The 12,693-nt window shown below is 34.7% G+C and carries 11 protein-coding genes; 3 read left to right on the top strand and 8 right to left on the bottom strand.

Features of this window, described 5'->3' with window-relative positions:
- Positions 1-3: 3 nt before the first annotated feature.
- The 6 genes from uxuA to LN051_RS00645 all read right to left on the bottom strand — a co-directional run bounded on the left by uxuA (position 4) and on the right by LN051_RS00645 (position 7,169).
- The gene (gene uxuA / locus LN051_RS00670) at positions 4-1,050 is read right to left on the bottom strand and encodes a mannonate dehydratase (protein WP_229292717.1); all 1,047 of its coding nucleotides are present in this window, start codon (positions 1,048-1,050) and stop codon (positions 4-6) included.
- A 15-nt stretch (positions 1,051-1,065) separates the two neighbouring features.
- On the bottom strand, positions 1,066-2,469 hold the full coding sequence (gene uxaC, locus LN051_RS00665; RefSeq protein WP_229292716.1) for a glucuronate isomerase: 1,404 nt from the start codon (positions 2,467-2,469) through the stop codon (positions 1,066-1,068).
- 15 nt (positions 2,470-2,484) lie between these two features.
- Positions 2,485-3,876 carry a glycoside-pentoside-hexuronide (GPH):cation symporter gene (locus tag LN051_RS00660; protein ID WP_420853999.1) on the bottom strand — a complete coding sequence of 464 codons (1,392 nt, stop codon included), beginning with the start codon at positions 3,874-3,876 and terminating at the stop codon, positions 2,485-2,487.
- 27 nt (positions 3,877-3,903) lie between these two features.
- Positions 3,904-4,917, bottom strand: a complete 1,014-nt coding sequence (locus LN051_RS00655; protein WP_229292714.1) for a sugar kinase — start codon at positions 4,915-4,917, stop codon at positions 3,904-3,906.
- Between the two features lie 4 nt (positions 4,918-4,921).
- The gene (locus LN051_RS00650) at positions 4,922-5,548 is read right to left on the bottom strand and encodes a bifunctional 2-keto-4-hydroxyglutarate aldolase/2-keto-3-deoxy-6-phosphogluconate aldolase (protein ID WP_229292713.1); all 627 of its coding nucleotides are present in this window, start codon (positions 5,546-5,548) and stop codon (positions 4,922-4,924) included.
- A gap of 397 nt (positions 5,549-5,945) precedes the next feature.
- Positions 5,946-7,169 (bottom strand): helix-turn-helix domain-containing protein, encoded by a 1,224-nt coding sequence (locus LN051_RS00645; protein WP_338061515.1) that lies wholly within the window; start codon positions 7,167-7,169, stop codon positions 5,946-5,948.
- 50 nt (positions 7,170-7,219) lie between these two features.
- Between LN051_RS00645 and LN051_RS00640 the strand changes: the two genes are divergently transcribed.
- From LN051_RS00640 to LN051_RS00630, 3 genes are all read left to right on the top strand, one after another.
- Positions 7,220-8,068, top strand: a complete 849-nt coding sequence (locus LN051_RS00640) for an HAD family hydrolase (RefSeq protein WP_229292712.1) — start codon at positions 7,220-7,222, stop codon at positions 8,066-8,068.
- Positions 8,069-9,793 (top strand): glycoside hydrolase family 3 protein, encoded by a 1,725-nt coding sequence (locus LN051_RS00635; protein ID WP_229292711.1) that lies wholly within the window; start codon positions 8,069-8,071, stop codon positions 9,791-9,793. It begins immediately after the preceding gene.
- 202 nt (positions 9,794-9,995) lie between these two features.
- Entirely contained in the window at positions 9,996-11,318 is a 1,323-nt protein-coding gene (locus tag LN051_RS00630) for an Nramp family divalent metal transporter (protein WP_229292710.1), read from the top strand.
- 50 nt (positions 11,319-11,368) lie between these two features.
- Here the strand turns inward: LN051_RS00630 and LN051_RS00625 are convergent, their stop codons facing one another.
- Together LN051_RS00625 and cas2 are read right to left on the bottom strand one after the other, a co-directional pair.
- On the bottom strand, positions 11,369-12,370 hold the full coding sequence (locus LN051_RS00625) for a hypothetical protein (RefSeq protein WP_229292709.1): 1,002 nt from the start codon (positions 12,368-12,370) through the stop codon (positions 11,369-11,371).
- A 14-nt stretch (positions 12,371-12,384) separates the two neighbouring features.
- A complete protein-coding gene (gene cas2, locus LN051_RS00620; protein WP_229292708.1) occupies positions 12,385-12,693 on the bottom strand; it encodes a CRISPR-associated endonuclease Cas2 in 309 nt (102 codons plus the stop codon).

Genomic DNA, 12,693 nt, shown 5'->3' with positions numbered 1-12,693 from the left:
CTCCTACAAATTGGCTTTCGTAATCGCTTCGTATAATCCATTAAGGTAAACAGCACCTAATGCTCTGTCATATAACCCATACCCTGGCTTGCCTGTTTCTCCCCAAATCATTCGTCCATGATCGGGACGAATCGGACCTTCGTAACCAAAACTATGCAATGCTTTTATCACTTCATACATATCTATAGACCCTTTTTCAGATAAATGTGCCGCTTCTTGAAAAGATTTCTCTCCTACAAGTTTAACGTTTCTTGCATGCACAAAATTGACACGTTCTTTATCACCAAAATACTTCAACATATCTACAAAATCATTGTTTTTATCTGCACCTAACGACCCTGAGCACATTGTTAATCCATTATGCTTAGAATCATAAATATTTATAAATCGTTCTAAATTCTCTTTATTTGTGATGATGCGTAGTAAACCAAATATTTTCCATGGGGGATCATCCGGGTGAATTGCCATCAATATGTCTTCTTCCTCTGCAACCGGCATTACTTTACGTACAAAATAAGTAAGGTTTTCCCACAACTGCGCTTCATCTACAGATTTATAGTCGTTGAATAAAGCTTCCAACCCTTCTTTCGTATAGCTAGAATCCCAACCCGGCAAAGTTAATTCTCCACTCAAGGGATTCATTTTCTCTATATCTGTTTCGTCATAAATTAATGCTGTAGAGCCATCTTCAAGTTTAAAATCCAATTGTGAACGCGTCCAATCAAAGACTGGCCTAAAGTTATAACATACCGTGCGGATGCCACATTGGCTTAAATGGCGTAACGTCTGACAATAATTCTCTATATATTTATCCCGAGTCGGTTTGCCGAGTTTTATGTCTTCATGTACTGGAACACTTTCAATAACTGAAAGTACTAACCCAGCATCTTCAATCTCTTGTTTTAAAGCTTTAATTTTCTCTAGTGGCCGTACTTCTCCTACTGGAACATCATAAATGGCACTGACAATCCCTTCCATACCAGGAATTTGTCGAATGTATTCAAGGCTGATTGGGTCCTCTTTACCATACCATCTGAATGTCATCTTCATTCATACTCACTCCATTTAAATTAATTTGAAATAACGATAAGCATTGTCATAGCATATATTTTCAATCATTCTCTTCAACAATGTTTCATCATTTGGGATCTCACCAAGTTCAACAAGTTCACCGATAAAGCTACATAAAATCCGTCTAAAATAATCATGTCTAGAATAAGAAATAAAGCTACGAGAATCTGTTAACATTCCTACAAAATGCATGATAAGTCCTTGATCCGCCAACGAAGACATCTGCTTTAACATACCTCGCTTAGTATCATTAAACCACCATCCAGCACCATGTTGCATTTTGCTCTGGATACCTGCTTCTGTTTGAAAGTTTGCTATAGTAGAACCTACGATGTCGTTATATACAGGATTTAGGTTGTAAAGAATTGTTTTGGGCAAATGATTTTCTCTTTCCATCATGTCCAACGTTGCATTTAAATGAAATGCCAAATTATCTTGGTCACGAATTGAATCAAATCCTGTATCAGGCCCTAATTTCACAAATGCATTATGATTATTATTTCGAATTGCCCCAAAATGAATTTGCATAGTCCACGCTTTTTCACTATACGCTTTACTCAATTCATTAAGTATAAACGTTTGAAATTGAAAATATTCGTGACTGGTTACTGCTGTACCGTGCAATGCTTTATCAAAAATAGCGTCAATTTCTGTCGGTTTAAATGATTCAAAATGAATGACTTCTAAACCGTGGTCTGCCAGACGCCCTCCTTTGTTATGAAAAAAATCGATACGTTTTTTTAGCGCATTAACAAACGTTTCAACATTCGTAATAGAATGTGTTTGTTTTTCTAATTTTTTTAGAAAGGCTACAAACTGCTTTGTACCAACTTTAAAAGCATCATCTGGTCGAAAAGCAGGTAATACAGTAGTTTGAAAATCTTTTTGCGCTTTAATTGCATCATGATATTCCAATGTATCCGTCGGGTCATCTGTTGTACAAATTAGCTTTACATTTGAAGATTCGATTAACGTTTGCGTTGTAATATTGTTTTCTTTTAAATAATGATTCGCTCGCTCATAAATTGCTTCTGCATTATTAGAACCGAGTGTCTCGTCGATACCAAAGTACATTTTAAGTTCAATATGAGACCAATGATAGAGCGGGTTACCAACTGAATTTTCTAAAGTTATTGCCCATTTTTTAAATTTTTCTTTAGGATCTGCATCTCCAGTAATGTATTTTTCTTCTATACCTTGAGCGCGCATCGCTCTCCATTTATAATGGTCTCCTCCCAACCAAAGTGACGTGATGTTATCAAAATATACATTGTCACTTATCATTTTTGGGTCGAGATGACAATGATAATCATAAATAGGTTTATGTTTTGCATACGTATGATATAAGTGCTTCGCTACATCATTAGTTAACATAAAATCTTCAGTAATCAATTGCATCGTATATTCCTCCTTTTAAACTTCTTCTCTTAATGTCAGTTCTTTTACTATTTGCTTATGCTTTCTATCTGTTAATGGATAGAAAAATAAGAAAATCAATAACGCCACTAAACTTGCTCCTGCAGGAATTACAAAGAATAAAAACTTTAATCCATGTAAAGTTTCAGCACTTTGTTGTACATTAGGTTGGTAACCAATGACAGTTAATGCCACACCCGGTACAAAACCTGCTAAAGCTTGAGACACTTTTCGTGTAAAGCTATAACTAGAATACGTGATACCTTCCGAACGAATACCAGACTTCCATTGCCCATACTCCACAACATCAGCAATAAAGGCCCAAGTAACGGTATTAGGAATAACAAGGAAAAATGATGAAATCGTGCTAATAATAAGAAATGGAATCAAGTGTTCTCCAAAGAAAGCATAGTTTAAAAGTTCAAATATGATAAATCCACCTACGCCAATTAAAGCTGTTGCTTTTTTACCAAATTTTTTACTTAATACAGTGGTAAGATATAACGCAGGAAATAACACAGCAAAATTCAGTGTACTTACAAGCCCTACTAAATTTGGATACCCCATTACATACTCAAAGTAATAAAGTTGCGCAGATTGTTTTAAAAATAGAGCCATAATAGTAAGTAACGTGTAAATCGCTAATACAGTAAACGCTTCATTTTTTAATAAACCTAAAAAAGCTTTTTTATTTGTCCCTTTAATTTCTTCTCTTTCAACGATATAGCGCTCTTTTACACCTTTATAACAAATCAGATGTAAACAAATACCTACTAATGCAAGCGCACCTACTACAATTGGATAACCTATAGCATGATTAGAAAATTTATCTACCATAGGAATCACTATTATTCCAGCAAAGAAAAGCGCGCCTTGTGACCCCATATTACGAAACACTGATAATTGCGTACGATCATCTGAGTTTAATGACATAGAGGCAGAAAGTGAGCCATACGGAATATTCACAATAGAATAGGCCATGTTGAATAATAAATACGTGGCAAAAGCCCAGACGACTTTTCCTGTATAAGACAAATCAGGTGAAATGAATGACAAAATGGTTAATAATGCTAATGGCACTGTTCCATATAATATAAAAGGTCTAAATTTACCTTTTGGTCCTATGTTGCGACGCGAATCTACAATTGTTCCTACGCCAGTATCTACGAAAGCATCAAAAATTTTAGCTACAAGGAAAACAAGTCCTCCATAAAATGCTGAAATTCCTAATATATCCGTATAAAACTTTAAAAGATAAATCATCCCCATATCAAACATTAATCCATTGCCTAAATCTCCCAAACCATATGATAATTTCTCTTTAAACTTCAAAATTGGTTTATCAATTTTCTCAAACTTTTTTAGCTTTTGTTGGTCTTTGTGAGTCATTTGAGATGTCATATTCTCGCCTTCTTTCTAACGATCAATATCGTTATCTTTGTGTATCACGGTTTGAATTTCTGATAGCGATGCAAAACAAAAATCTCCCGGAATCGTATGTTTAAAGCACATATTTTGTATCCCAAAATCAACCGTCTTTTCTAATGACCATTGCTGTATGAGACCATATAAAATCCCCACGCTAAAAGCATCTCCCGTACCGATACGATCCACTATCTCAACATCTACAAACTCTGTTTCTACTAAATTATTAATTGTGGATATATATCCATGTAAGCGGTTTCTTTTAGGACTAAAATTTTTTCGTTGTGTAAACGCAATATACGTAATGTCATAAGTTTCATGTATCTCTTTTAAAAGAGGTCTAAGCACATTTATCGGTGGATTACGTGTTAAACCTTCCTTTTTATCTTTACCGGTAACCTCATTAAGTAACGTAATCGGTTCGTAACCAAAAATGAGATCAACATCATATAAAAGTTCAGACATTTTTTGACGTGCTGTTTGAAAATCCCACAGCTGTGAACGAAAATTCAAATCACAACTTATTTTCATATTTTTACTTTTAGCTACACCTATGGCACGTTTAATAAGTGAAAATAACTGCGCATTGAGTGCTGGTGTAATGCCTGTAAAATGAAACCATTGATAGCCATCCATGAGTTGTTCTAAATCAAAGTCCTCACTCTGTGTGTGACTAAAAACACTTTGAGAACGATCGTAAATAATTTTGGACGGACGATTACCATAACCTTCTTCAACAAAATAAAGTCCTAGCCTTCCCTTTTTTTGATAAACCCCTTCAGTATTTACCGAATATTTTCTCAAAGTTTGAATAATCGTATTGCCAAAAACATTGTTAGGGACAGCTGACAGCATTGCTGTAGAAACACCTAACCCTGACAAACCAATTGCAACATTCATTTCAGCGCCACCAAAGTTTATCGCTAGCGCCTCACTATCTTGCAAGCGTTTATGCTGCATCGTAGATAAACGCAGCAATATTTCACCTAAAGTAATTACAGACATGCTATCACCCTTTTATTTCTTCAAGTTTTTGAACAAAGGCTTGTGTATTAGAGATAATTGAGTCTGATGCTTTTGTTAATGCACTTCCAATTCCCACCGCAAAAGCACCTTTTTCATACCATTCATGTAAATTATTTAATGATACGCCTCCGGACGGCATTAATTCAATGTGTGGAATTGGCCCATGTACATTTTTGATGAAATCTGCACCTAGTAAATCACCCGGAAACAGTTTTACGACTTCCACACCATAAGTCAGTGCTTCTGTTATTTCAGTGACAGAACCACAACCAGGTAAGTATGGGATGCAATACAAATTACATATTTTTGCGATCTCTTTATCAAAATGTGGGCTCACAATATATTCCGCACCATTTAAAATAGCCAAACGTGCTGTAATGCTATCCAGCACCGTCCCAGCACCAATAACCATCTGCGTGCCTTTTACAGTTTTTCTTATCTCTGCAATTACTTCATGCGCTTGTGGTGTTGTAAAAGTAATTTCAATATTGTAAATGCCACCATTAATGATTTGTTTGGCAGTACTTAACGCCTCTTCTTTTGAAAGGCCTCTTACCACTGCAACAAGATAATGATTATGCATGCGCTCCAGTATGTTACTTTTTTTCATTTTCTCCCTCCTAAACAAATTATTCTGCCTTGCCAACTCACTTTCATTATATTTTGAGAGAAAAGACAGTCAATTTTGCACAAGAAAAAACAACCTGTCTTTACATTGAGACAAAATAAAAAACACTCTTATTCAAGCTTTGAAAACCTTGAAATAAAAGCGTTTTTAAATTCCGACGAGCAACCTCTACTTTTCAAATGATTTTTCAGACAATTCTCAAATTGCTTTGCATTTTTAGAGGTTAATTTCAGTTGTTTTTGTTAAATTTTTGTCTTTTTATACAAAATAATGCTATATTTTGTTGAATTTTCACTACTTTTTTAATTTTTTTCAAAATAAAGTCGTTTTTTAGAGCCGACTAGTGATAATTTTAAGGTGAACGAAGGATGAACATTGTTTATGTTTGGGTTCCTTTGTTAACTTTTCTATATTGCATTGGTGTACTTCCATAAGCATCCTTAAAGCATTTACTAAAATAGCTTTGCTTATTGAATCCTACGTATTTAGCCACTTGTTCGATAGACATATCCGTGCTTTCAATTAAATTACATGCTTTCTTCAATCGAAGTTCCAAAATGTATTGTGGTATATTTTTTTCAGTTTCCTTACTAAATGTACGTGAGAGATATGCCGGTGATAGCTTGACGCTTTTTGCCAACTCATTCAATGTCAACGGTTGATCTAAATACATCTCAATATATTGAATCACTTTATTGATCTTTGGACTATACTTCAAAGCATTGACTTTAAGCGCTGTTTCAGCATAATCTCGAACCATCTCATACGTCAGTGATTCAAGTACATCTATGTTGTCCGCTTCATCAATCAACGCTGCGTATTTTGCAGATATTTCATCAATCGTTAGTAAATTGACATTCGCTTTTTCAATTGCTTTTCGAAACAATGTATTTTGTAAGTACGCACGATATTTAAAGTTTAATAAATCATCTTTTAATCGCTTTAAACCTGAAACAAATAAATTAACTTGAGCACATAGTGCTAAGGCTTCTTCAACATTTCCATTCCGAATTGCTGCTAACATTTTGTTTTCCAACTCATAACGTGTTTTAATATCTGCCAATATGTAGTTATAACGTAGTTTTTGTTCAGCATAACTTACCGATTCAGGATGGAAATTAAGGTCAATCTCTACCACCTGATAATGTGAAAATTTATTTTTTAAAAATCGGACAGATAAATATGCCATTTTTAAAGCATCATTGTAATGACACACAGGCACCTTGGTAAGATATTGTTTCAGCGACGTTAAATTAGAGATTGAAATATTCGCATTAAGTAGCATCTCATGACACATACGTTCACTCGGCCTCTTTTCTAAAAAAGGCCCTAATATAACAATTTGATTGTACTTTTTATATTTAAATAACAAATAATGAATGCCAAACAAGTTTTTATAATGATAAATTTTACGGCTTTCTAGCTGTGAAATAAACGTTTGAAATTCTTTTTTAAATTGTTTTCTTTTGGTATTAGTAAAAGGCGTTTGAAATAATTGAATGATGTTCTTAAAGTCATTTAATTCATAAACATTTACTTCTAACTTTAATAACTCAAGTGCATGCGCTTGCACTATTTCTAAATGCTTAATATCAATCATCATGTATCACCTCAACTTCATTATAGCAATTTTACTCGAAAGGAACGGATAATATGTCAATATCTTTCACCCAATATCAACCTTCACATCCTCAACTTATTTGTGTAGATTCAGATGGTTGTGGTATGAATACAATGACAATCAAACATCAGCGTGCTTTTGGTCCTGCTTTACTCGATATATGGGATTTAGAAAAATATAGGGAAAAGGTTCTAAATCGATGGAATGCATTTAACCTTTACGAAATTACACGTGGCATCAACAGGTTTAAAGGTTTAGAAAAAATACTTACTGAGCTGCATCATGAAGGCATTACCGTCAAAGGTTACGAGGATATCAAGGATTGGGTAGACCATACTACGGTATTTTCAAATCCTCAATTAGAAGAAGACTTTAAGCGCAATCCTAATAAAATCGGTCTCAAACTTGCCTTAGCGTGGTCTAATCGTGTAAATGAAAGGATTAAGCAATTGCCTAGTCTAGGCGCATTTTCGTACGTCAAAGCTTCTCTGGAAAAAGCAAGTCAATTTGCTGACATTGTTATTGTTTCATCTGCCAATCACTCCGCTGTCGAAACAGAGTGGCAAACGCATCATTTAATGCCATTAGTCACTGAAGTCTTTGCACAAGAGGCGGGCACTAAAGCGCATTGTCTTAATATGCTTAAAAAGCATTATGATGACGGTAACATTTTAATGATTGGCGATGCAGAAGGAGATTTAATGGCAGCAGATCATAACAACATCTACTTTTACCCAATATTAGCACATCATGAAAATGATTCATGGAAAGCTTTTTATGAGCATTATAGCGATATATTTAAATCTCAAAAATTTGATCAACGTATACAATCAGAGTTAATTCATAAATTTTATAAAAACTTCGAAAGTGAGGATAAATAAATGGCGTACGTAGATTTAAAAGAAAAACCTTATTATTTAAATGACCAACAAATCGAATGGGTTGAGTCTACAATACAATCATTAACGGATGAAGAAAAAATAGGCCAACTCTTCTTTCATTTATTTTCTCTAGAAAAAGACGGAAATTTTAATGATGACGCATTATCTAATCATGACATTTTAAAACAGTTTCACATTGGAGGCGCACGTTATCAAGGCGGTAACAAAGAGGATGTACAGGCCTTATTGAATGATTTACAAAAACATAGTAAAATCCCTTTGCTTATTGCTGCTAACTGTGATTCAGGGGGCAATGGTGCATGTAGTGACGGTACTTATATTGCGTCAGCTGCACAAAGTGAAGCTGCACAAGATACTAAAGTTGCCTATAATGCTGGATTCGTATCAGGGCGAGAAGCAAAGGCTTTAGGTGTCAATCTCAACTTCGATCCGTGTGTAGACATTTTAGAAAACTGGCGCAACACTATCGTGAATACAAGAAGTTATGGAACCGATGCAGATACAGTGATTCGTTATTCTAATGCTTATATCGATGGCTATCGTCAAACATCAGATATGCTCACATGTGTCAAACATTTCCCGGGTGATGGTACAGAAGAGCGCGATCAACATCTCGTTTTAGGTGTAAACGCACAAACTGTCGACCAGTGGAATCAATCCTTTAGAAAAGTCTACGAAAACCATATTCATCGTGGCGTTGAAATGATTATGGCAGGGCATATTGCTCAGCCTGCCTATTCTAAATTACTCAATCCTAATTTAGAAGATAAAGATATTTTACCTGCATCATTATCAAAAGAACTTATTACAGACTTACTTAAAACAGATTTAAAATTCAATGGTCTTGTTATCACTGATGCAAGTCACATGCTAGGTATGACTGCTTCTATGAAACGTGAAGAGTACGTACCCCTAGCCATCGCTGCAGGTTGTGATATGTTTTTATTTTTTAATGATATTGAAGAAGATTTTCATTTTATGCTTAAAGGTTATCAAAATGGGATTATTACTGAGAATCGACTACACGATGCATTGAGACGTATTCTTGGTTTAAAAGCTAAACTACATTTGCCAGAGAAACAGAAAAATAAAGCGCTTCTAAAACCTTCATCTGAATTAGACATTATAGGTTCGGAGTCACACCTCCAATATCAACAAGAAGCTGCAGATTTAGGAATTACATTAGTTAAAAACACGTTAAATCAATTGCCAATCAGACCTGAAACACATCCAAACATTCGCTTATACATGATAGAAGGAGAAAAGGATGGTATTTATAAAGCAGATAAATCTGTGACGAACCATATTATCGAAATATTGGAAGAACGTGGGTTTAACGTTACTTTAAATGACGGGTCAACCCGCATTAAAGGTAAAACACTCGAATACCGACAAAATGTAAATGCAGCACTCGTTTTTGCTAATATTGTAGGCTACGCGGCCGAAAACAATTACCGGATTCGTTGGTCTACCGCAATGAGTAATGAAATACCATGGTACGTTCACGAAGTGCCTACTGTCTTTATTTCTCTCAATTACACCACACACCTTCACGATGCAACGATGGTAAAAGCATATATTAATGCTTATCATTCAAATCGTACGACCCTTGAAGCAGTTGTCGATAAAATCATGGGTGAAAGTGACTTTAAAGGCCAACCTAATGACAATGTTTGGACTGAAAAGTGGGAAGCTAAACTTTAAGTCATCACTAAAATAATATTATACGCAACAACCATCCTTTTTCATCGAATGATTTAGGATGGTTCTTTTGTTGATACATATGTGATTATTATGATGGTGTGGAACTTTAAACCTAATATTAAAAACACAGCACTTTACACGCTAAAAAATTATTGTATAATAATTTTGTTAGGTTAACCTAAAATAATAGGAGGTGCTGAAAATGGGTAAAAGCCTCGAAGAAATTAATAATACTGTCAGCATTGATGAAAAAGGTTCTTATTTAACACGCCTTTCTAAATTTATAGGTCCAGGCTTACTCGTTGCAGTGGGTTATATGGACCCAGGAAATTGGATTACCTCCATGGGTGGTGGCGCAAGTTACGGTTACATTTTGTTATTTGTCATCTTAATTTCTAGTTTAGGCGCAATGTTTTTACAATCTATGTGCGCACGCTTAGGTATCGCTAGTGGCATGGATTTAGCACAAGTCACACGCCACATGATTTCTAAAAAACAGGCTCTACTTGCATGGATAATTGCGGAGCTCGCAATCATCGCTACAGACATTGCCGAAGTTATCGGTAGCACGATAGCACTTAATTTATTATTTCATATTCCATTGATTGTCGGTGCAGCGATTACAATTGTAGATGTTTTTTTACTTTTACTTATTATGAAATTTGGTTTTCGAAAAATAGAGGCCATTGTGGGGGTACTCATCTTTACAATACTAATTATCTTTTTATTTGAAGTATATATGGCACAACCAGGTGTAAGTGCAGTCTTAGAAGGCTTTCTTCCTCACAAAGAAATTGTTACAAATAACGGCATATTGTACATGTCTTTAGGTATTATTGGTGCGACAATTATGCCTCACAACCTATACTTACATTCATCTATCGTTCAATCAAGAACATACGATAGACATAGTATTTCATCTAAAAAATCTGCCATTCACTTTGCACAAATGGACTCTAATATTCAACTGTCCATCGCATTTGTCGTAAACTGTCTGTTACTCATTTTAGGTGCAGCACTCTTTTATGGTACCAACCAAGATCTCGGACGCTTTTATGAATTGTATGATGCGCTTAAAACTTCGCATGTTGCAAGTGCTATTGGCGGCGGTGTGACAAGTACTTTATTTGCGGTCGCATTACTCGCAGCTGGACAAAACTCAACAATAACAGGAACACTATCCGGACAAATCGTCATGGAAGGCTTCATCCATTTAAAAATGAAACCGTGGGTTCGTCGTGTTTTAACACGTCTGATAGCCATTCTTCCTGTTTTCTTATGTTTAATCGTTTACGGCGCTGACACACAAAAAATAGAAGATTTGTTAGTTTTCACCCAAGTTTTCTTAAGTATTGCCTTACCTTTAAGTATCATTCCACTCATTTTAGCAACGAATAATAAATCGATTATGGGTGATGCGTTTGTAAACTCCAAACGCGTTAATATTATCGGTTGGCTACTTACGATTATCTTGTGTATCTTAAACGTTTATCTCATTATTAGCACTATCATGGAAATGGTATAACAAACGCAAAAAGGTAGATGGATATTACATGCATACTACCTTTTTGGTGTTTATTGATGATCAAAATTTGAAATATACTTCTGCATAGGCGGACTTAATGCATCATAATTAATCTCTAATCTAAATGTTTGATTCACATGTTTCATATATTTTATACCTACATATAAATCAATCGGTTCAAACAACATGATGTCACCTAATTTATAATTCGTAATCACTGGATTTAGTTCCATTTTTTCTTGATAGAGTTGAATAAATGCGCTTAAACTTTGTTTAATTTGACTCTCCTCAAAATTTAATGGTGCGTCCCATACAAGTTGCTTTAAAAATTCAAGTGTTAACATTTGCCGTCCATTTCTCAAATAATTATTAGTGCCTAAATGAGAACTTAGAAAGTGTACAGAACCTGTCAGAACAATGATTGGAATATCTAACCTTTCTAAACAAGCACGAAAGCGTTGTTGTTCTTTAGGGCTTAGATTGGCTTCAGGATAATGATAGATTAAAAGTGTGCGTTGATGAGATAGTGCATTCATTTCTTCAACTAACAAAGGTAATAATTTTTCAAGTCTAACAATCAAGCGGTCATAATCTTCACAGCTTTCGTACTGGAATTCTAATAATTTTAGAAAGGCTTTGAAATCAAATCGTTTTATACATAATGGTAACTCAGTTTGAATGAGTGTCAGGACGTCTTCATTCAATGCATTTATCGAATTAAAATAGCTTTCTATTTCATGATGATTTCCTAACTTTCTTAAAATCTTTTTTGTTAAAATCGCAGTCGTAGCTAGACTATGTTCTTTTTCTACAATTTCATGATTTAAAGACCAACATTGATATGTAGAATGAGAAACATTTTCTTGATTTTGTGTGTCAAAAATAACCACTTCATTTTTATTAGAATTTCTTTTTTGAAAATAATTATGAATCACTTGGAGAATATCTTCCTCTTTCGTATCATACTCATTATAAATAGAAGTATAATGCCCTATATTCAATGTCACTTTCTCAATCTCTTCACACTTGATTTCCCAAGTCAGTTCATTCATCGATTGAATCTCTCCTAGAACAATATCGTTCGATTGTCACCTAACAATGCGATATTTTGATCTTCTTCACCGAGTAAAATCTGCATTTTCTCATACTGTTTCTCAGTAATGATAAGCACCCGTACGTGACCATCGGAAGGTAAAAATTGTTTAACTTGATTCACGCTAAAAGTGGCCGCATCTTTATTAGCGACACTTTTAATATAAATAGAGTATTGCATCATCAAAAATCCATTTTCGAGTAGCCTTTTCCTAAACTTACTATAAATTCTTCTTTGCTGTTTCGTTTCAACAGGCAAATCAAACATCAACATCACGCGCAT

It is taken from the genome of Staphylococcus ratti (assembly GCF_020883535.1).
Taxonomy (GTDB): domain Bacteria; phylum Bacillota; class Bacilli; order Staphylococcales; family Staphylococcaceae; genus Staphylococcus; species Staphylococcus ratti.
This window is presented reverse-complemented; position numbering and strand designations above follow the sequence as displayed.

Coding starts and splice junctions, on each gene's coding strand:
- uxuA (WP_229292717.1), bottom strand. CDS start 1,050: ATGAAGATGACATTCAGATGGTATGGTAAAGAGGACCCAATCAGCCTT.
- uxaC (WP_229292716.1), bottom strand. CDS start 2,469: ATGCAATTGATTACTGAAGATTTTATGTTAACTAATGATGTAGCGAAG.
- LN051_RS00660 (WP_420853999.1), bottom strand. CDS start 3,876: ATGACTCACAAAGACCAACAAAAGCTAAAAAAGTTTGAGAAAATTGAT.
- LN051_RS00655 (WP_229292714.1), bottom strand. CDS start 4,917: ATGTCTGTAATTACTTTAGGTGAAATATTGCTGCGTTTATCTACGATG.
- LN051_RS00650 (WP_229292713.1), bottom strand. CDS start 5,548: ATGAAAAAAAGTAACATACTGGAGCGCATGCATAATCATTATCTTGTT.
- LN051_RS00645 (WP_338061515.1), bottom strand. CDS start 7,169: ATGATGATTGATATTAAGCATTTAGAAATAGTGCAAGCGCATGCACTT.
- LN051_RS00640 (WP_229292712.1), top strand. CDS start 7,220: ATGTCAATATCTTTCACCCAATATCAACCTTCACATCCTCAACTTATT.
- LN051_RS00635 (WP_229292711.1), top strand. CDS start 8,069: ATGGCGTACGTAGATTTAAAAGAAAAACCTTATTATTTAAATGACCAA.
- LN051_RS00630 (WP_229292710.1), top strand. CDS start 9,996: ATGGGTAAAAGCCTCGAAGAAATTAATAATACTGTCAGCATTGATGAA.
- LN051_RS00625 (WP_229292709.1), bottom strand. CDS start 12,370: ATGAATGAACTGACTTGGGAAATCAAGTGTGAAGAGATTGAGAAAGTG.
- cas2 (WP_229292708.1), bottom strand. CDS start 12,693: ATGCGCGTGATGTTGATGTTTGATTTGCCTGTTGAAACGAAACAGCAA.